Origin of the sequence: uncultured Shewanella sp., assembly GCF_947491715.1 — a bacterium.
In the GTDB taxonomy this organism is placed as follows: Bacteria; Pseudomonadota; Gammaproteobacteria; order Enterobacterales; family Shewanellaceae; genus Shewanella.
Genome location: NZ_CANLKR010000017.1, coordinates 90,333 through 112,430, shown reverse-complemented (window position 1 = coordinate 112,430; position 22,098 = coordinate 90,333). Strand labels below are relative to the sequence as shown.

At 36.8% G+C, this 22,098-nt stretch carries 14 protein-coding genes; 10 read left to right on the top strand and 4 right to left on the bottom strand.

Annotated features, from left to right (window positions below):
* Positions 1–162: 162 nt before the first annotated feature.
* Positions 163–2,409 carry a TonB-dependent siderophore receptor gene (locus tag Q0779_RS13040; RefSeq protein WP_298773161.1) on the bottom strand — a complete coding sequence of 749 codons (2,247 nt, stop codon included), beginning with the start codon at positions 2,407–2,409 and terminating at the stop codon, positions 163–165.
* 893 nt (positions 2,410–3,302) lie between these two features.
* Here Q0779_RS13040 and Q0779_RS13035 point away from each other — a divergent pair.
* From Q0779_RS13035 to Q0779_RS12990, 10 genes are all read left to right on the top strand, one after another.
* Positions 3,303–4,844 carry an aspartate aminotransferase family protein gene (locus tag Q0779_RS13035; RefSeq protein ID WP_298773159.1) on the top strand — a complete coding sequence of 514 codons (1,542 nt, stop codon included), beginning with the start codon at positions 3,303–3,305 and terminating at the stop codon, positions 4,842–4,844.
* A 34-nt stretch (positions 4,845–4,878) separates the two neighbouring features.
* On the top strand, positions 4,879–6,255 hold the full coding sequence (locus tag Q0779_RS13030) for a SidA/IucD/PvdA family monooxygenase (RefSeq protein WP_298773158.1): 1,377 nt from the start codon (positions 4,879–4,881) through the stop codon (positions 6,253–6,255).
* The gene (locus Q0779_RS13025) at positions 6,252–7,427 is read left to right on the top strand and encodes an MFS transporter (protein ID WP_298773157.1); all 1,176 of its coding nucleotides are present in this window, start codon (positions 6,252–6,254) and stop codon (positions 7,425–7,427) included. The genes Q0779_RS13030 and Q0779_RS13025 overlap by 4 nt, the downstream gene beginning before the upstream one ends.
* A gap of 53 nt (positions 7,428–7,480) precedes the next feature.
* Positions 7,481–8,047, top strand: a complete 567-nt coding sequence (locus tag Q0779_RS13020) for a GNAT family N-acetyltransferase (protein WP_298773156.1) — start codon at positions 7,481–7,483, stop codon at positions 8,045–8,047.
* On the top strand, positions 8,044–9,876 hold the full coding sequence (locus Q0779_RS13015) for an IucA/IucC family siderophore biosynthesis protein (RefSeq protein ID WP_298773155.1): 1,833 nt from the start codon (positions 8,044–8,046) through the stop codon (positions 9,874–9,876). The genes Q0779_RS13020 and Q0779_RS13015 overlap by 4 nt, the downstream gene beginning before the upstream one ends.
* A gap of 79 nt (positions 9,877–9,955) precedes the next feature.
* A complete protein-coding gene (locus Q0779_RS13010; protein ID WP_298773154.1) occupies positions 9,956–12,364 on the top strand; it encodes a GNAT family N-acetyltransferase in 2,409 nt (802 codons plus the stop codon).
* A 334-nt stretch (positions 12,365–12,698) separates the two neighbouring features.
* Positions 12,699–13,442, top strand: coding sequence for a siderophore ferric iron reductase (locus tag Q0779_RS13005; protein ID WP_298773153.1), 744 nt, complete (start codon positions 12,699–12,701; stop codon positions 13,440–13,442).
* 117 nt (positions 13,443–13,559) lie between these two features.
* Positions 13,560–14,645 carry a heparan-alpha-glucosaminide N-acetyltransferase domain-containing protein gene (locus tag Q0779_RS13000; protein ID WP_298773152.1) on the top strand — a complete coding sequence of 362 codons (1,086 nt, stop codon included), beginning with the start codon at positions 13,560–13,562 and terminating at the stop codon, positions 14,643–14,645.
* Positions 14,646–14,843: 198 nt separating this feature from the next.
* A complete protein-coding gene (locus Q0779_RS12995) occupies positions 14,844–17,090 on the top strand; it encodes a TonB-dependent siderophore receptor (protein ID WP_298773151.1) in 2,247 nt (748 codons plus the stop codon).
* 192 nt (positions 17,091–17,282) lie between these two features.
* Entirely contained in the window at positions 17,283–18,392 is a 1,110-nt protein-coding gene (locus tag Q0779_RS12990; RefSeq protein ID WP_298773149.1) for a PepSY domain-containing protein, read from the top strand.
* 43 nt (positions 18,393–18,435) lie between these two features.
* Here the strand turns inward: Q0779_RS12990 and Q0779_RS12985 are convergent, their stop codons facing one another.
* The 3 genes from Q0779_RS12985 to Q0779_RS12975 all read right to left on the bottom strand — a co-directional run bounded on the left by Q0779_RS12985 (position 18,436) and on the right by Q0779_RS12975 (position 21,953).
* Positions 18,436–18,852, bottom strand: a complete 417-nt coding sequence (locus tag Q0779_RS12985; protein ID WP_298773148.1) for an SET domain-containing protein — start codon at positions 18,850–18,852, stop codon at positions 18,436–18,438.
* A gap of 400 nt (positions 18,853–19,252) precedes the next feature.
* Positions 19,253–19,660: a hypothetical protein gene (locus Q0779_RS12980; RefSeq protein ID WP_298773147.1), complete on the bottom strand. Its 408-nt coding sequence runs from the start codon at positions 19,658–19,660 to the stop codon at positions 19,253–19,255.
* A 295-nt stretch (positions 19,661–19,955) separates the two neighbouring features.
* Positions 19,956–21,953 (bottom strand): PKD domain-containing protein, encoded by a 1,998-nt coding sequence (locus Q0779_RS12975; protein ID WP_298773146.1) that lies wholly within the window; start codon positions 21,951–21,953, stop codon positions 19,956–19,958.
* Between the last annotated feature and the right edge of the window lie 145 nt (positions 21,954–22,098).

Here is a 22,098-nt window from a genome sequence, read left to right as displayed (position 1 = left end):
GCCCTCAACTCAATGCCTTGCCTAAACGCGTTTTAATTCCAGCTGAATCCTGCATCTTCAAGTGGTTTGGGTATAGAATGACAAAAGCATTGATTTAATGCTTTGTCATTATCGTCAAATCCATTGCTTTAGTAATAGTGATAAAAGTCAGGATAACATTTCTTAGAATTTATAAGATACGCTAGCCATTACACTGCGACCTTGATTGTAATAGCATGATCCCGCGCTGGTGGAGCTACTGTTAGTACAAGTTGTGACAACTTGCTTATCTTCAAGGTTATTCACATGTAAACTGATGTCGTAATCGGTAAATTCATATCCCACCATGAAATCAGCTATTACATAACCATCGGTTTTGGTGTATACAGGGTCATTATAAATGGCTTCTGTATCACCATTTTCTGACATGGCTTCAACATTACGGGTTGTTAACCAAAAGTAATTGTTACCAACATAGCGCGCACCAAGACCCATTTTAAAACCATCAATCTGTTTTGGCCTGTAAGTGACCCAAGTAGAAAGTAAATTATTGGGGGTCGACTCTAATGGGTTACCGACTTCATAGTCATTAACACTTTCCAGTACTTCAGAGTCCGTATAGGCATAACTGGCATAAACATCAAATTCATCCCAAGCAAGTTGTGCTTCTAGTTCAAACCCTTTAATGAGGACTTTACCTATTTGAGAGTAGTTCCAACCAGTATCAGTGTCATAAGTAGAATTGACTCGATTTTTCTGAGTGATGCGATATGCACTCGCGGTGATTAAATGATCAGTCCCTCTAGGTTGATACTTTATGCCCACTTCGATTTGTTTACCGGTGACAGGATCTAACAAGTTGTTGCCGACATCGGATAAATTGACCACTTCAAAAGATTCACTGTAGTTAATGTATGGAGAGATCCCCGCATCCATTAAATACATCAACCCTGCACTTTTTGAGACCGCATCTTGATTTTGCCAGCTGGTATCGAGATTTGTCTGTTGCAGATAATCGTAGCGTAATGCGCTTGATACAATGAACTTATTGGCAATTTTCATCACATCTTGTGCATAGGCGCCTGATTGCTTAAATTTATTTTCTGAAGCGACATTTTCAGACCACCAATTGATATCGGTGCTGGCATTAAAGGCACTATAATCTGGGTTATAAACATTAATTGTGCCGCCGTCACCATAGCTATAAACATTGGTATAGGTCGAGTCTTGATAATCTAATCCAAAAACCAGATTATGTTCTATGAGTCCGGTCTCTATATCACCATTGAGACGAAAGTCTGAGGTCAACGTTTTTGATGTTGCATCACTTGAATAGGCGGTACGGTGCAGTGTTTCATTATCACTTTCAAGGTAATTTGCATACATGGTATCGTATTGGGCGCTGCTGTTCATATAACGCATTGCGCCGCGTATCGACCAATTATCATTTAAGTCATGATCTAACATGGCCGTTAATGCTTGAGATTGGGTGTTGTATCGATCAAAGTCTGGATCGCTAATAAAGGTTGAACTGGAAAAATTACCATAGTTAGGGGAAATAGAATCATCGATTGATACGACAGTGCCTTCCTGCGGATAAAACTGTGTCGTTGAGCCTGTTTCATTTTGCTGAAAATTAGCGAGCAAAGTCAGTGTTGTGTCATCATTGATATTGAAGGTCAAAGAGGGGGAGAAAATATAGCTATTATCATCGACATAATCGACTTGAGTGCCGCTCTTTCTAGCCAATCCTATTACGCGGTATAAAACAGAACCGTCTTCATCTAATGAGCCAGTAGCATCGCCAGATATTTGATAACCATCATAATTTGACATTGAAGCTGTTATACTGCCTGAGGTTTCTTCTTCGGGTAATTTACTCACTAAATTGACAATTCCCCCCGTTGACCCCTGTCCATAAAGCACTGAAGTGGGGCCTTTTAACACTTCTATTTGGCTTAAAGTATAAGGGCTTGGTCGCGTATTGTTGTAATAACCAAATAACATTTTCATGCCATCTAAATATTGTGTTGGTGCGACTCCGCGAATACTGGACCAGTCCCCTCGACTGTCATAGCCATATGTACCATTGTATAACCCTGATACATAACCGAGTGCATCTTGAACTGTCGTTGATCCTAAATCAGCCATGCGTTGTTCGGTGATCACTGATACTGATGAAGGTGTTTCAATAATCGGAACATCAGATTTAGATGCGCTGGCGCTAACATAAGAAATTAATCCGGTGGGATTAACGGTTATCACTTCAATATCATCATTTACAAGGGTAGGATCTTCTTCTGCTAAAGCTGAATTAAGCCATAAACCACTTCCCAATAAAATAATGCTGGCAGTTAATTGATTTATCTTGGGGGTGAATTGATTAATATTATAATAGTAGTGTCTTTGGCTAATTGGTTTTTTAAACATGATGATGCCTTTATAATAATACTTAATTTATAATGCGTTACTATCTGATTTTTATGATTTTATATCTTTCTTATCCTTTGGTTTATATTAAAAAGGATGATGTTAATCTGATTACAATTTGCTTTTTAATATAAAAAACCGCTGCATATTGTCTTAGAAGGTTAACTCGGGTGACTTTCAGGTCAGTTATCTGAATATGATTTGAGTAAGACATATTCACTGAGTGGCTTCCTCCGTTCTTCATCTGAATAGTAATGAAAATGGTTACTATTCGCATAATTGTTTGGTGAAATTTAAGCGTAATTTAACGTTACACCAACTAATTAGGGGTATTAAAAGAACATGCAATACTAAAGTATGAATGATTAAACACTTTTGAAACATGAATAGTGTGTATCTAAGTTTGATGGTCGACGTTTTTTATCGTTAATGTTTCCATTGGTAGGAGGTTGTACTTGAATTTGTGTTTTTACTTACAGAGGTGGGTTTTAGCTGCGTTTTGATGCTCAAGTGACTTCATTTTTCCTAGCGACTCTTGCGGTCTTTACATTTTATATCTAAAGCTGACAGATCTTGACTATGTGTGATCCGGTGCTTTTTTATGACTCTAATCATAATGACTTGTTTATTACTTAAGCTTTTTGTGATTAAGGTGTGAAAATAGCAATATTTAACAGAAATACTATTGCAAATGATAATGGTTATCATTATAGTTCAATTCCTTGTTAAAAGGGGTGCGACTAAAGGCGTACATGAGCTTTTATGATTTGATCATTGAGTGAGTACAGAAAGGCCATTTTGACTGTGTGAAATAGCATCAAGTCGCATGCATCCTAGGATTAGGATTTTTATTTAAATCTGATTTTTTCAATGTCGCTCAAGGGTAAAACATTATGATCAATGCTGAAACATCTGCTGCTGTAAACATGCCATCGGTAGCATTCAATAACGAAGAAAATCGTCAGTATGTTTTTAATAGTGATAACTTAGCTGAATATGAGCAAGGAATATTGCAAGGTTTATCATTGATTAAGAAGCAATTGACCGATCTTGATGGCCCTTTTACAGGGATTCTTCCGCATGAATTAGCCCCTAAATTTGATAATATTGATTTGGACTCGCCCTTTGAGAATATTCCTGATGCATTAAAAGAGTTAGAGGGCGTTTATTTAAAAGATGCTGTTTATTTTAATCATCCTAAATATATTGCGCATTTAAATTGTCCTATTGTTTATCCAGCTATTTTAGCCGAATTAATTTTATCGTCGATTAACTCTTCGCTAGATACTTGGGATCAAAGTGCTGGTGGCACATTAATCGAGCAAACATTACTCGACTGGACCGCGAGACGTATTGGTTTTGGTACAAATGGTGATGGTATTTTTACCAGTGGTGGAACGCAATCGAATTTAATGGCAATGTTGCTTGCACGTGATGCTTTTTGTGCCAATAGAGAACCAGGCTATGAAATCAAAGAGCGAGGCCTGCCCAGCGATGCGAATAAGTTTAGAATTTTCACTTCTGAAAGTAGTCACTTTAGCGTGCAAAAATCGGCGGCTATATTAGGGTTAGGTTACGATGCTGTTGTGTCTATACCCGTCGATAGTAAATTTAAAATGGATACGACGGTGTTAGAGCGCCGAATTATTGAAACATTAAAACAAGGGCTTATTCCTATTGCTGTTGTGGCAACGACAGGAACAACCGATTTTGGCAGTATTGATCCAATTAATCAGATTGCGGATTTATGTGAAAAGTATGGTCTTTGGATGCACGCCGATGCGGCTTACGGTTGTGGTTTATTAGTGACAGAAAATTATGGTCACTTATTAAGTGGTATTGAGCGAGCGGATTCCGTTACTGTCGATTTTCATAAATCATTCTTTCAACCCGTTAGCTGTGGTGCTTTTTTTGTGAAAGATAAGGCTAATTTGTCGGTTGTGACTCATCATGCAGAATATTTAAATCCATTGAGCCAGCAATTAGAAGGTACGCCTAACCTTGTCAATAAAAGTATTCAAACCACTCGGCGTTTTGATTCGTTAAAGCTGTGGTTAACCATGCGTATTATGGGGCCCAATAAAATTGGGGCTATTTTTGAACAAGTGATGGATTTGGCCAAACAAGCCTATGTCTTTTATCAAGCAGACAAGCATATTGAAGTGTTGCATAAGCCTGAAATTAGTACTTTAGTCTTTAGATATATTCCAGATGGTGAATGTTCGCCTGAACACGTTGATAAAGCAAATGAGCATATTCGTAAAGCCATATTTCGCTCTGGAGAAGCCGTTGTGGCGAGCACTCAAGTCCAAGGGCGACGCTATTTAAAATTTACCTTATTAAATCCCAGTACTCAGCTTTCAGATTTAGAAGATGTATTGAATTTAATTAAAGAACATGGCAGTCACTTCTTTAATTTACATGTACAAGCATAAGTCTATCTCAATATTATAAAAAATTAAGGAATGTATGATGCAAGATCCTATTTATGATTTTATCGCGATAGGCTTAGGTCCATTTAATTTAGGGCTAGCGTGCCTGTCTGAGCCCATTGAGGAGTTAACTGGGATATTTTTAGATAAAAATGAAGGGTTTGATTGGCATCCTGGTATGATGATTGAAGGTTCGCATTTACAAACCCCATTTATGGCGGATTTAGTGACGCTGGCTGATCCGACTAATCCTTTGAGTTTTTTAAATTACATTAAAAAACAAGGGCGCATGTATTCTTTTTATATTAAAGAAAGTTTTTTCTTAATGCGTCAAGAGTATAACCAGTACTGTCAGTGGGCGACTCAAGAGTTGTCTAATATTCGTTTTAATACGTGTGTCAATCAGGTAACTTTTAACGAAGATGAACAAGTTTATGTCATCGAAGCAAACGATACTAAGACAGATGAGTTAATTAAGTATAAAACGAAAAAACTGGTGTTAGGCACGGGGCCTGCACCTTATATTCCTGATGCTTGTGAAGGGATTATGCATGTGGCCCATCATTCAGCCACCTATATGGAAGATAAAGCGTCACTGCAACAACAAAAGTCTATTACCATTGTGGGGAGTGGGCAAAGTGCGGCAGAGATATTTTATGATTTGTTACAAGATATTGATACCTATGGTTATCAATTAAACTGGGTTACCCGTGCGCCGCGCTATTATCCACTTGAGTATTCAAAGTTAACCTTGGAAATGACATCACCTGAATATGTTGATTATTTTCACGATTTGCCAGCTCAAAAACGTGATGAGTTGATGAAGAATCAAAAACATTTATATAAAGGGATTAATAGTTGTTTAATTAATGAGATTTATGATCTTCTGTATATTAAACGTTTATCAGGTGATGTGAATGTCAATATGCTCACCAATGCTAATCTCATTGGTGCAAAAATGGACGATAATAATGGTCATATTCAGCTTGAATTTCATCAAGAAGAGCAAGACAAGCGTTATCAACTGTTAACTGAAGGACTCGTTTTGTCAACGGGTTATGCTTATCGTTTGCCTGATTTTCTTGAAGGGATCACCCATCGTATAAAATGGGATCAGCATGGGCGTTTTGATGTTAACCGTAACTACAGTATTGATCATCATGGGCAGGAGATTTTTGTTCAAAATGCTGAGTTACATACCCATGGTTTTGTGACACCTGATTTAGGTATGGCTGCGTACCGTAATTCTTATTTATTAAGAGAAATAACGGGAGTGGAACATTATCAAGTAGAAACACAAATTGCATTTCAGCAATTTGACACGCCTACATCGCCAATTACCCCCTTTAAAATGGTGGACGTCGAGAAAGATAATTCAGCGACATTCACCTCTGTTGAGTCAGCGTTAACATGAATTTAAAACTCGCTTTAATTTTATTGACCTTGGTATCGGTTGTTGCCGATACCATGTTGTTACCTTTCTATCCGCAGTTTTTCTCTCGAGTATTTAATGTTGAGAGCAGTGAACATGTCGGTATTTATATCGCTACCTGTTGCTTTACTGTCATGCTTGCTTTTCCTGTTTGGGCAAAAGTAGCAAAAAAAATCAATGAACTGCACCTTTGGGTCTATACCCAAATTGCAGCAGCAATATTAGGGATTGCTTGTTTTTATAGCACAGATTTGGTGATGTTTTGGATTTTATCCCAAACCATGCTTATTTTTAAAGCCAGCTATTTGTTAATGTACCCATTTATTTTACGTTTAGAGGAGAAAAGCAACCATCTTAATTTAATTGGTATTTTTTCTGCTTTGGTTCATCTTGGCGCAATTGGTGGTGCTGTTGTAGGAGGATTCATACTACAAATATTTGATCCCCAAGATGTGTATTTAATCATGGCCTCAACTGATATTTTACAAGTTATTGTATGTTTGGTTGTCATTCAGACGAGAAATGTGCCTTTTAAGGCTGAGGTTATTAGGTCTACGGAAAATGAAAGTAAGCAGAGATCAAAAGGTTTTGTTTATAAGATAGGTGTCATATCTGCGTTATTTTATTTTAGTGCCTATATTATTAGTCCCTTCTTTTCATCTTATTGGAAAGAGATCAGTCAAATTGATAATGATTTACTTGCAGGTATCGTTTATTCTATTCCCGGTTGGATAGCTTTGTTTGTTTTATATTATAACCATATGAATGGTCAGAGTAAGTCACACTTCAAAGTCTGTTTTTTATCTTTGATCGCAGGCAGTATTGGACTGGCTTTGCAAAGCGTTGAATTAAGCTGGTTAATTATATTGGGTCGAGTTATATTCGGCATATCATTATTTCAAGTAACAGTACGTTTAGAAGTGATCCTTTTTGAAATGAGTACACCTGATGCTTATGCTTCTGATTTTAGCAAGGTTTATTTCATGCAGAATATAGGTTTGATTTTCTCATCATTTATTTCTGGCGTGTTAGTTTTAGGGGATCAATTAAATTTACCATTTTATGTAGCAAGTTTGGGTTTTTTAATGACACTGATTGTTATTATGTCATTATTTAAATCAGAATATTATAACGAGAAAACAGTAGTGCTGTAGTTAGCAGTATTTGAATAGTTAACGGAATCGTTATTTAACATAGGTTATTTAAGATGAAGCATTATTCTCAACCTTTTAAAGGTATAGGTCGATTTTGTATTCAATTAATACAGTTTCCTGAAGATTTAGTGCATATTCATGAGTGGGTTAATATGCCATATGCGGAGTTTTGGGGATTACAAGGAAAGACTAAGGAGCAAGTGGTAGAGGAATATGCAAATATTATAAAAAGTGGTACTCAAGTTTTTATTGGGTGGTTGGATAATGAACCTCAGTTTTTGATTGAAGTGTATGACCCTAAAAAAGATCCGTTAAGCCAACATTATTCTGTTTGTGATGGTGATATTGGTTTACATATTTTGGTGGCACCACCCAATAAGTACGTTCATAACTTTACATTTTTTGTGTTGTGTTGTGTGCTTGATTTTTTATTTAACCATTTTCAGGCCATAAGAGTTGTTATAGAGCCTGATTACCGTAATAAAAAAATGCATAAATTAAGCATTCGAGTCGGCTTTAGCTTTAATGACGTTATTTATTTGAAGCATAAAAAATCCTATTTAGGCTTCTGCTCAAGAGACATATTTTATCAGCAAATATCAATGGAAACTCTAATATGAATCAATCAACTAAGCAATTTTCATCGCATAATGATGCTGATTATGCTTTAAGTGCAATCAATCAAGAGACTTGGAAGTTAGTCAATCGATTACATGTGAAGAAGTGTATAGCAGAATTGGCTCATGAGAGAATTATTTCTCCAGTTTTATTATCTGAAGAAACGATAAGTTTAGAAGAATGGGCATGTTATCGAATAGACGCAGATGAATCCAATGTGAATTATCTCTTCAAAGCTAAAAAATTAGCTTTAGATCATTGGTTTATTGATGCTAAGTCGATTGAGAAAAGAATAAATGATGATGTAGTTTCGCTTGATTCATTGCTTTTTATTATTGAATTTCGAGAGCGATTAGGCATATCTGAAGCCAATCTTGCGACCTATATGGAAGAGATAAGTAGCACTCTATACAGCAGTGCCTATAAGTATACTCAGCCCAGACTGTCATCAAAAGAGCTTGTACATGCAGATCTGCAAAAAATAGAGTCATCAATGAATGAAGGACACCCTTCTTTTATTGCGAATAATGGCCGTATAGGATTTGATGCCGTTGATTATCACCAGTATGCACCTGAAGTTGGCGAAGAAGTTGCTTTAATTTATCTTGCAGCAAAAAATAATAAAGTGTTTTTTTCATCGATAAGTGAGTTAAGTTATCAAACGCTGATCCATAATGAACTTGATATAGAAACGATAGATAAATTTAAAACAAAACTGGCTGAATTAGGTCATTCAATGAATGACGTTATGCTCATTCCTGTGCACCCTTGGCAATGGTATAACAAAATTGTTAATGTGTTTTCAGCTGATTTAGCTGAGGGGAATTTAATCTATTTAGGTCGAAGTGATGATAAATATTTAGCTCAACAATCTATCAGGACTATGTACAATAATACAGCACCTGATCGAAATTATGTTAAAACAGCATTATCTATTTTGAATATGGGATACATTCGTGGCTTGTTTGCCCATGATATGGCAAGTTTACCTAAAATCAATGATTGGTTATATAACTTAATTAATAATGATAATTATCTAGAGGAAAAAAACTTCCATATGTTAAGGGAGGTTGCTGCAGTTGGTTATAAAAGCTGTGTGTATGACTATGATTTCAAAGACTCAAATCCCTATAAAAAAATGCTTTCGGCGCTGTGGAGAGAAAGCCCTGCACATTTAATTGAACCGAATGAAAAAGCATTAACAATGGCTGCGTTGCTTCATGTCGATGTGAAAGGAGATGCATTACTGCCACTCATCATTGAAGATTCTCCATTAAATACAAAAGAATGGTTGATTCAGTATTTAGATGTATATTTGACACCATTGCTTCATTGTTTTTATACCCATAATCTCGTCTTTATGCCTCATGGTGAAAACATTATTTTAGTGATGAAAGATAATGTTCCTGTGAAATCTATTATGAAAGATACAGGAGAAGAAGCTTATTTATTAAATTCGAATTTAACCTTGGATCACCCTGTTAGTAAATTATCAATATCCTTACCAGAAGAGTTGGAATTGTTATCCATATTTATCGATGTTTTTGATGGATTTTTTAGGCATTTAACGGCTGTTTTATTTGAACATATGGGCATTGAAGATGATGACTTCTGGTCTCTTGTTGCAAATTGCGTGAGTGAATATCAATCTACATTCCCTGAGTTATCAGATAGGTTTGAGAAACATGATCTTTTTAAAGATGATTTTTCTTTATCCTGCTTAAATCGACTTCAATTACGAAATAACTTTGAAATGGTCAGTTTATCAGATCCTGCTGAAGCATTGCAGTTTGAAGGTAAATTAATTAATCCGTTGTCAAAATTTAGATAAATATTTTTAAATAAATTAAATTCCATTCCATATGGTTTACTGATTGTGAGCCATTGTGCATTATTATTAAGGGGATAAAATGGCACAGTTAACAACTCATTATTTTCGAAATGTCGAAGGTATTGGGCAAATTGAAATCCGTGATTTGCACGTGCCAGATGATTTAAGCTTAGTTCATCACTGGGTTAATTTACCCTATGCCAAATTTTGGGGAATGCAGGGACAAAGCTTAAACCAAGTGATTAAAGAGTACGATATAAAACCAGATCAATCTTGCCAAGTTTATATGGGGTGTATAGATAATACCCCTCAATTTTTAATTGAACTTTATGATCCTAAAGAAGATATTCTGGGACAACATTATGATGTTCAAAGTGGTGATATTGGTATGCATATTCTTATTGCACCTGCCGATAAACCTATTTCAGGTTTCACATTTGACGTTTTTTGTTCTGTTATGGATTGTATTTTCTCTATTTTTAATGCCAATAGAGTTGTTGTTGAGCCCCATCACAAAAATGAAAAAATATTACGGTTGAATAAAAAAGCGGGATTTATACATGAACGTTTGATCCAATTACCGGAAAAAAGAGCTTACTTAGGCTTTTGTACTCGAGAACAGTTTGATCATGCAATTGATAATCAGTTGGCTAATAAACGTCAACTGGCTGAAATCAAAAAATTTCAATGTTATCCAGAACGAGTGGTTAATTCTATTGAACCTAGTGTATGGGCTTTGGTTAATCGTTTACATGTGAAGAAATGCATCGCTGAATTGGCTCATGAGAGAGTCATTTCACCGATTTTACTCTCTGATGATGCAGATAAAAAAGAGGTTTGGAAACACTATGAACTTCAAGCTGATCAAGCAGGGGTAAGCTATTTCTTTAAAGCACAACAATTAGCATTATCACATTGGTTGATTGATGAAAAATCCATTGAAAAGCGTATTAATGATGAAGTGTCTAAGTTGGACTCTTTATTGTTTATCATTGAGTTTTGTCAAAGCTTGAATATTGATCCTGATAAGTTACCGACTTATATGGAGGAAATAAGCAGTACTTTATGTGGTAGCGCATATAAATACACTAAAAATGGCTTATCGTCTCAAGAATTAACACAGGCTGATTTTCAGCAAGTTGAGACGGCGATGAACGAAGGGCATCCCTCTTTTATTGCTAATAATGGGCGAATTGGTTTTGATGCTATCGATTATCGTGCCTATGCGCCTGAAGCTGCAGCTCCTGTTAGTTTGGTTTATTTGGCTGCACATAAGCGCCGGGCTCATTTTTCGTCTGCTCATGATTTGGATTATGACACATTGTTAGCTGAGGAGATGGATAGAGCTACATTGGATAGTTTTAATCAGGTTATCACTGATAAAGGTTATAATCCCAATGACTATTTGTTGATCCCTGTACACCCTTGGCAATGGTATAACAAACTTGCGACCGTCTTCTCCTCTGATATTGCCTGTGGTGATTTAATTTGCTTGGGTTTTGGTGATGATGCTTATTTAGCTCAGCAGTCTATTCGTACTTTCTTTAATATTAGTCATAGCCATAAACGATATGTTAAAACGGCATTGTCAGTATTAAATATGGGCTTTATGCGCGGTTTATCGGCTTATTACATGCGCACGACGCCTGTCATTAATGATTGGGTGAATAGCTTGGTCAATAAAGATGAATATTTACAGTCAAAAGGGTTTCGAATTTTAAGGGAAGTGGCTGCGGTAGGTTATCGTAATCCTTATTATGAGAATGAAGTTATTAAAGATAGTCCTTATAAGAAAATGTTAGCGGCTTTATGGCGTGAAAACCCAACGTCAGGTTTAAACGACAACCAACGTTTAATGACTATGGCATCCTTACTGCATATTGATCCCAATGGTGATGCTTTGCTGCCTGCATTAATTGCCTCCTCTGGTGTATCGATTGATGAATGGTTAACGCGTTATTTTGATGTTTATCTGACACCGCTATTACATTGTTTTTATCAACACAGTTTAGTCTTTATGCCTCATGGCGAGAACTTGATTTTACAGTTTGAAAATAACCTGCCCTATAAAGCCATTATGAAGGATATTGGTGAGGAGGTGTGTTTATTCGATACAGATAAAGTGTTGGATAAAAATGTACAGCGTATTGTGACTAAGGCATCTGAAGACATGGAAATTTCTTTCATATTTACTGATGTTTTTGATGGTTTTTTTCGTTTTATGTCAGCCATTCTCGTTGAGCAGGCAAATTATTCTGAGCAATCATTTTGGCGCTTGGTCGCTGAATGTATTCAAGGTTATCAAGGTGAACAGTTAGCGCTTGCAACGAAATTCAAACAATATGATATTTTTTGTGAGAGCTTTGAACTTTGTTGTTTAAATCGTTTGCAATTGCATAATAATAAGCAAATGGTTGACTTAGAAAACCCGATAGACAGTTTTCAATTTCATGGCAAACTGGATAACCCAATCGCAAAATTTAAATGATTACATTGAAAGACGACTCAATTTTTGAGTCGTCCTGCTGTTATATACCCGTGATACCTGAAGATGCAGGATTCAGCTGGAATTAAAAGCCTTTTAGACAAGGCTTTGAACAGCATGCCTAGTGATTCTAAGCTGATGTTCAGTAATGCAGTATAAAAGGCTTTTAAACCAGCCCTTTGGGAGTCTGTAAAATCACCTACTTCCGCGTTGCATTACCTTAAAAGGCAATAAGCATTCCAGTAATAATACGCCTTGAATTAGGCACTTTTACAGACTCTGAAAACATGCATCTTCAGGTATCACGGGTATATGGATTGATACAGGAAAGAATATATTGAGTGCTATAGATGCTTTAGCTCGGTTATCACCTCAATTACACTGTGCTTTATGTTATCAAGTGCCTGAACAAAAAGATGTGTTGCTCTGTGCTAAAGCGGATGTTCTGCTACTGCGTCAATTGTATCAATCACATCTTGAACAATACCCTAAAGCGGGTAAAGCTTATGCAGCGACAAGGACTTGGAGCTTAATGTGTTGGCAACCTGTTATGTTGAGTGTGTTGAGCGTTCATGGCCTTAAGATGGTATTGAAGTTGGACGCGTTAAAACAACATACTCAACATGGCAGTATTTATGGTTATTTTATCAGCAAAAATGATGTGGATTTTGCTGATGAGGATGACTTGATTACCGTGGCAGCAGCCAGATTGAAAACCCTGTGTGATGGGTTTTATGACGCTTTATCATCGATTGCAAAGGTGCCGCGCCGAAATGCTTATCGTTTGGTGGCCGATAGCGTATTGACAGCGTTAAGCCGATTAAGCACTTTTTTATCTGTGAGTAACCAACAAGTGCTTGTTTGGTCAGATGCTTGGCTTGAGGCATTAAATTTGGTTGCACAAAGTCGATTAATGTCTATAGAGATTAATCAAGAAAAAAAGATTTTAGGCCTAGATCGCATTGCATGCTGCATGCATTACTTACGGGATCCCGAAGATTTGTGTCAAACCTGTCCTAAGCAATGCAAGACAAGACGTATAGAAAGAATTAAGCAAGCTTATCTCAACGAACATCAATAACATCTCGTAGTTCAATATCTAATATCAATGTGTGTGTCATTTAGTGATACGAGTATGGCATAAACCGATAATAAGAACAGATGGGCAATAAACAGATTTAAAATCAAGGGAATAGAAATGGAAATCAAATCAACAAGATTACAGGCAATTGATGTTGCGCGGGGACTTAGTGTTGTTATCATGATTATGGTGCACACATTATGGATATATGGCGATGTTGCTACCCAAGGCAGTACCGTTTTTGGCAGTGTTATTCATATTTTAGGTAAAGGAACGGCGGCCTTTTTAGTGGCTATGGGGATCTCTTATGTATTGTCCCGTGATCAATCTATACTTGGGACACTTAAGCGCGGTTTTTATACTTTAGGGTTAGGTTACATGATGAATGCGCTTAAGTTTGTGGTACCTATTGCTGTGTTTAATACCATGCCTGAAAATTTCATTGCAGCTTATTCATGGTCATCACCTTTATCTCTACCTCAATTACATTACCTATTTTTGACAGGTGATATTCTTCAATTGGCTGGTTTATCATTGATTTTTATTGCATTTATTGGGTATTTCATTAAAAACAAATGGGGAGTATTTACACTCGCATTGGTGATGATATTGTCTAGTAAAGTGGTGAGTGGATTACGGCTAGATATTTCAGGTGTCGATTATTTACTTGATTTGCTCTGGGGTAACCAATATAGCGTATATTTCCCGTTATTCCCTTGGATGGCTTGTGTACTTTTTGGCTTATTTATTGGTATGGCCTATAAGGAGAGAAATTATGACCAAGGATTTTTATACCGAAGTTTAGGTTTGTCGGGTCTGGTAATGATGCTGCTGGGAGCCGCCCTATGCTTTTATGATTTTAAGTATCACTTTGCTGACTTTTTTCATTTAGGCCCGGGTGGCGCTATTTATTTAATGGGCTTGACCGCTTTTGTTTATTGGGGGATTGATTGGATCATTCGCCATACTAAGCCGAATCGATTTTATGTATTACTGCAATATTGCTCACAAAGAGTGACGTCGATGTACATTATTCAATGGGTATTAATTTGTTGGGGGATGGGTATTTTGGGTTATCAAACCTTCTCAACTTTAGGTGTCATGGCGCTTATTCCTTTGTTTATAACATTAACTTTTTTGGTGCAGTATGTGAAAGACAGAATCCCTCAATTTTGCTCTAGGCTCACAAGAAGGGCTGTATAAAGGGATCGAGGTGTTTTATTTTGTAGGCCCTTGTTGTTAGGCGTTACTTCATTTTTATTATTGTATTGCTCTTGGTCACTATTTGCGACTAAAGTATAAATAATGTTATTAATCTTATTGCGAACGATTATCATTTGTAATATTATTGCTTTGTAATTAAGCATGTCGCAAATAATAATAAATGAAGGTAAATGAACAATGTCTGCAGTAGATCATGGTGTCAAATTAACCAAATTAATGATCGCAATGAGTGTTTTTTGGGGAAGCAGTGTTTTTGCTCAAGAGTCCGCGTTAGAAAAAGAAGATGAAATTGAAATCATTACTGTCAACTCAACGGGCTTGATTGCTTATGATAGTGCAGGTGCATCAAAGTCTGATGTACCTATTATTGAAACGCCTGCTTCTGTTTCTGTGATTACTGAGCAGAGGATAACTGATCTTGGTTCGCAGACAGTACAAGATGCCTTAGGTTATGTGGCAGGGCTTTATAATGGAACATACGGCTATGATAGCCGAGGGGATTGGTCGACTATTCGTGGGGCGGCTCCAACGACTTATCTTGATGGGTTAAAGCTCATGTTTGGTAATTATAATAACACCCGTATGAACCCTTATAGTTTAAGTCGCATTGAGGTGATAAAAGGGCCTGCTTCCGTGTTATATGGACAAGGTACAACAGGGGGGATTATTAACTTAGCCAGTAAGTTACCCCAAGTTGAAACCAGTGGGCAAATTCAAGCTGAAGTAGGTAATAATGACCGCTATCAATTGGCAGGCGATGTTACAGGCTCGTTAAACAGTAATGATTCTGTATTGTATCGTATGATTGGGCTGGTACGTGATAGTGGGACGCAGTTTGATTATGTAGATGATAATGCAGTTATTTTATCTCCTTCGATGACTTTTTATATGGGCGATGCAACAGAGCTGACGTTACTGGGAAATTATCAAAAATTGGAAACGGGCTCTACGGGTCAGTTTTATCCCCACGAAGGCACGGTTGTGCCTGTAAGCGATGTGACTTATGGCGGGCAAGTTTTATATGCAAGCCAGGGTGATCTGTCCAGCACCACCTTTATTAGCGAGCCAGAATTTGACCGCTATGATACAGAGTCATACTCGTTAACGGCGATGTTTAAACATGAGTTTAATGATGTATTGAGTCTGCAAACGGCGATGCGTTATATGGATAGTCAGGCTGATTATGACAGCATGTATTCTTCATTTACACCAGCATTAGCATTTGATAATGAGAGTTTGTCCCGTGCTGCTTATTCCAGTGATGCGACGGCAAAAGCTTTTACCGCTGATACACGCTTGTATGCTATTTTTGATACGGGTGCCATTGAGCATGAAGTGGTTTTTGGCTTTGATTATCAAAATGTTGAATATACCAATGTGTATGATTCTGGTTATGGTGGAACCATTAATCCTTATACACCCGATTACAGTGCATTTAATGCGGCGACCGATATTATTTGGTGGTATCAGGATATTCCTTCGAAAGATGAGGCGAAGCAGACAGGTGTGTATGTACAAGACTCAATGAAAATTGCGGAACGCGTAATAGTGTCAGGGGCGTTACGTTATGATTATATTGAGCAAAAGTCACGTTATTATGATTTCGAGACTGGGATGCTTAATCAAACCGGTTGGAAAGATCAAGAAGCTGTGACTGGTCGTTTAGGGCTAATGTATCTGTTTGAAGTGGGTATTTCACCTTATATCAGTTATAGCCAATCCTTTGAGCCGATTAACGGTCAAGATCCTAGTGGCTTAGCGCTTAAACCTTTAGAAGGTGAGCAGTATGAAGTCGGAGTGAAATATCAACCTCGCGGTACTGAGCATTTAATTACGTTAAGTGCGTATGATATCGATCAGAAAAACTATGTGGTGAATGTGGATGGCACGACTCCAACTCAACAAGATCAAATCGGTAAGGTCAACATTAAGGGAGTAGAGCTTGAAGCTCAGCTTGCTTGGGAACAATTGGATATTTATGCCAGCTATGCCTTTACCGACTCTGAAGTAAAAGAAGGGACGGATGATATTGTTGGTCGCCCGCTTGAATCAACGCCGGATAATCAAGCCTCAATTTGGGCGACTTATCGCCCAGCACAATTAGAGGGGTTTAAAATTGGTGCGGGTGCACGTTATGTGGGCCAAACTGAATTTTTATTACAAACCCGTGATACCGATGCCATGGTGGCGAATTATTTGTTAACAGAGGATGTTACACCAGTATTCAATGAAGGCATCGCTTATCAAACTGATGACTATACCTTATTTGATTTCATGATCGGTTACCAATATGACGATTACAGCATTGCATTAAATGTAAAAAATGTGACGGATAAGGAAGTGATCACGACGTGTATGAGTCGAGGTGATTGTTTTTATGGCCAAGAAAGAACGGTTATTGCCACGTTAACTTATGATTTTTAACGGTGACATTAAAAGCAAGTGATTTTATATAACATATTAAAAGCAATAGGATAAATTTTGCTTTGAGTATAAAGTGCCTAACGTGTATTGTTAGGCACTTTTTGCGTTTTCAGACAGTGTTTATTGAGATGTGATTTGGTATTTGACCAATAATTTTTACTGACTAAAAGTATCAATCAGAGGCTGAGTTAAATGAATAAGAAAAAACTCTTTAAGTTACATTCATGGTCTGCGTTAGTGGCAATGATCCCCATTTTAGTGATCAGCCTAACGGGGAGTATTATTGTTTTTAAGCCAGAAATTGATGCTTGGTTAATGCCTGATAGTGTCGCCTTGACTCAAGTCGCCCCTGAGCGTCAAGGTTTAGATAGTTTAATCGATAGCATTCATACTCAATTACCCGGATATATTTTGGGGACTTGGGAAGTGTTTGATGATAAGCAGACCGCCGATGCTGTTTATGTGATTAAACAAGGCACTTTTGATTGGTTTAAGATCTATTTAAACCCCTATACGGGACAAGTGTTAAGCCAGCCTGTGGCATTAGATCATTATCTCACCGATTGGTTAGTTGAGCTGCATTACACCTTTTTATTAAAGGATGCCGGCGTGTTCGTCGGTTTGTTGTCAGCGATTATCATGTTGTTTCTCGGTATTTCTGGGATTATTATTTATCGCCAATTTTGGAAGCGTTTTTTCACTTTGCGCTGGAATAAGCAAATGCGCGTCTTTTTTAGTGACTTTCATAAAATGGTGGGCATTACCGCTTCACCTGTATTGATCATTTTAGCCGTAACGGGGGGATATTGGAATTTGGCTGAATTTGTTCATGAGATTTCCCATACCGCAGAAGAAAAAAGCTTTGTTCTGCAAGATAAGCGTTATAGTGATGGCATTTCGTTTGATGCATTAAACCTTGATGCAAAACAGCGTATTGAAGGGTTTAAGCTGACTTATTTAGTTTTTCCTTATGAGCCAGACATGAACCTATTATTTAGAGGTTGGGTACCAACAGGCAATGCGTTGATGAGTGATTATTCCAGTGGGGTTAGCTATGATCCTAATCAGGGTGATTTCATCATGAAATGGGATATTCGCAGCGCAGGTTTGGGTGCAAAAACCTTAGACAGTTTTATTAACTTGCATTTTGGTACCTTTGCTGGGCTCACTTCTCGCGTATTGTGGTCCGTTTTAGGCGGTATGCCATTATTCTTATCATTGACAGGTTTTTATCTTTGGTATGGACGTAGAGTGAAAAAGAACCAGTCTAAGCGAAACAGACAGGCTCTGAGTTACACTTAATAACTGCGGAATAAAGATAATGATCCAATGGGCAAAGGCTGGATCATTTATATTTTTGAATGAATAAATTCTCTTGTAAGTAGTGGTATTCTTTTGGAAGTGGAATGTCTTTTACTTTACATGCTTGCATAAAGTTCAATGTAATTTCTTCATTTGCATTTAACGCTTTTGACGCGATAAGGTAAATAATTTTTCCTTTGCGAATGAGCACACAGTTGGGGGTATCTGAATGATTGATATACTGACTGTTTTTAAGTCGATAATAAGGGTGAAAACTAATCTCATGGAAGGGTAAAATGTCATCCTCGAAGAGTCCTATGAGGGACTGATGATATAACACGGGACCAAAATTAAATCCTTTTAGTAAATGTATTCGAGTAAACAACCCTTCTTGGAAAGGCGATTTCGATTTTTTGATGATAACGCCACAATTGACATTTAAAATATGTTTTTTATGCATAGAAAGATAAAAGTAAGTGTCTGTGTAGCTTAATTTATTCTTCTATTTTACATAGAGGAAATAATTAGTATTTCAAATTATGTCAAAATTTACATTTTTAAGAATGATTAATAGCAATAGAAAGCTTTAAATAATTAATAGGTATCTGTTTCAATAACATTTAAGGAGTTTTGTTATAGTGTGCTGTCTGTTTTTTATTTGTTTCTTTAGTTTGTTTTTTTGTTTATCATTTGTTTTTGTCTTTTATTTTTTCTTCTATATGATTGATAATGTGGCTTTTATATTTGGATTAATAAATATCATTGAATATTTCTCTACTATGAATAGAAGGGCTTAGGTTTGAAACAATCTTAGCTTTATTGATGAGTTGTCTATGACTCATAAAAAATATCTTTTATTATTATATAATTGTGTTGGATTTACTTAAATACATGTATTTTTCTGGAATGGGAATATTAATTTCTTTACAAGAAAGAGGAATGTTTAATGTGATTTCTTCATTTGCTTTCAAGGATTTTGATGAGACTAAATGAACCACTTTTCCTTTGTTGATAAGGATACAACTCGGGGAGTCGGCGTGATGGATATATTCAAAATTTTTGATTCGATGAAACGGTTCTAGACTCACATCATGTAATAAATAAACTTCATCTTCAAATAGTCCAATAATGCTGCGATGGTAAAGAACGGGGCCAAAATCAAAACCTTCAAGTAAATTTATTCTGCAGAATAACCTCTCTTCATTATGTTTTACGATTTTCTTTTTAATCACACCATAATTAGTGTTTAAAATGTATTTTATAAACATAATTTTCTCACTACTACATCAGTCAATCCTGATGATAATATAAAGTAAAAAAAAATTAATGTAGAGTTTATTTTTATATTCAAAATATTTCAGAGTATTTCAAATTTTTCATGTTTATTATTTTAACCTTGTATATAAAGGGGTTATTACCTGGTTAGCTTTTATGCTGTTTTAAAATCAAACTTATTTGTATTGAAACTGTGTGTTTTATTTTTTAATTTCGTTGTATTTATGTTATGCGGCTGTGTTTTTGAGCGCATTACCATGCATGGTATGCACAGTAATGCCTATACATTTATTGGCATAACCATTGATTATTGTTGTGTTGATAAATAGCATCATGATGCTGAATATCTATGATTGTGGGTTCTTGTGGCGAACAAATGATATTGTCCATTATGCTTGCCTCATCTGTTCCTTCATATAATCTGACAAAATCTAAATGGTTATAGCCATTAATCTTATTGCCTAGAATGGCATTATTGTCTGCAGTTTGGATTTCATTTTTTCCCTTAGCGATACTGATGGCGGTCCAATAATCACTTAGGGGATGTTGGTCAATGTCATTGAAACGTATCGTTGAATGATGAGCGGACAATACAATTGCAAATTGATTTTGCTCTCCTGTTGCTTCAATAGTATTTTCTTCAAATAGAATGTGGTTGACTTGTTCCCCCTCTTTACTCGTACCGGGACCAATATTGACTATGATATCGGTATTGGCTTGAAAAGTATTATGACGAAGTAATGTCCAAGCAGTGGGGTAATTCTTCGCTGATTGAACAGGATTAATATCACAGTCTTGTAGAATGGCACAATCCCCTTGATTATGAAGCTTGAGTGCATGTTTGTTATTTGATGGGGCCTCTAGCTGATTGTGTGAGATAACAGATTTGTAGGCTAAAGGGATCCGTAATACATGTTCGGCTCTTTGAGTGGCCGCATCTTGCATATATGTGCCCATGATCATGTGCCTATGGGCAGGAAGATAAGCAACATTGCCTCCGCTTTTACACTGGTTATTGGTGGCTAATTGATAAAGTGCTCTCTTGTAGGCTTGCCAATGTGTTTGCCATAGTTCTGATGATACTGGCGTGAGTTTATCACCTGTATGCCATGTTGGCGTGATAGGAGTGTTGCACTGATTGAGATCTGTATTGGTATTTTCAGCTGCCCCCATCTGTTTTAAGTGTGAATTAAAAATACCAATGAGATCGTGCGGCTCAGATTGTCCATAGGTGCTACCAATAATAGCAGTATCAAAATGTTGTATTTTGAGTCGGTTGAAAGTCATGGCATGGTTAGTGCCTCTTAAGCTAATAGCCCTATTTCGATCCCCGCAAAGGTGGCTCAAAGAGAGGTGACTGACATTAATATTATGTGTGTTGTCAGGAAACACCAATAAGCCTTGGTAACTGTCTGAGCCGATTAATTCAAGTTGTGGAGCATTGTCACATAAGGCTTGATTGTCATGTTCTTTTTCACATTCACCATAGGCACCGATATGGTTATTTGTGGTATTAAACACAAGAGGACCTGTAAAGATAAAGCGTTCTCCTCTACGAAATAATATCCTTTGATTGGACTGTAATAATGCTGTGATTTGAGCTGTTGTGAGTAATTGAACTTGATGCGTTTCCAGCGCATTCAAACAGCTCCATTGTTGCTGATAGTCAATATATTCGAAGGTCTCGTTATGGGGCATATTCAGCGCATATTCTTTATAAGGATCCCAGACTCTAAGTTGCTTTTGTTGAATGGCTTGAAAAGGGGCTGTTAAGAGGACTTGAGAAAGAGAGCTTGTGAGTAACTGTACTTGCTGAGCGCCAAATGGACAAGTTTCAAACTGATTACTCACGGAGAGGCAGATGGTCTTGTTTCCTGAGTATACATCATTGGGTTCTAGCACTTGAATAAGGATATTTTTAGTGACAGGGTTAAATACGCCTGTTGGGCTAGATACGGTTAATGTGACTGAGTATTGTCCTGGGGTTTCAAATAAATGTGCTGTAATAAAACCCTTATCTTGAGCTTTAGTCTGGTTGCTAGTGAGCCAGTTTTCTTGCTCGTCATCATTAAAATGCCAAAAATAGTGGACTTCATTGAATGGATCGAGTGTGATTTGATTGAGTGTCACCTTTGATGCGTCAAAGTGAACACTTAAAGGTGCAACACCGACGGTACTTGAAGTCTGTAAGTTTATATGGATATCGCTTTCTGCCATAACCAAAGGTATCGCTAGAATAAAGGAGAAAACGAATAATAAGGTGGGGAATATATTTAATGGTTTCATGGGTCACGTCCTGTGTTAATTCACCCTTTTAATGTGCTGATGTCATTAATTTATCGGCACAAGAATATTTCGACATGTATTTTAAATGAAGGTAAAAACTGGGTGTAAGCAGTAATCTACTCGTATGTAGAGTGTATTAATTATA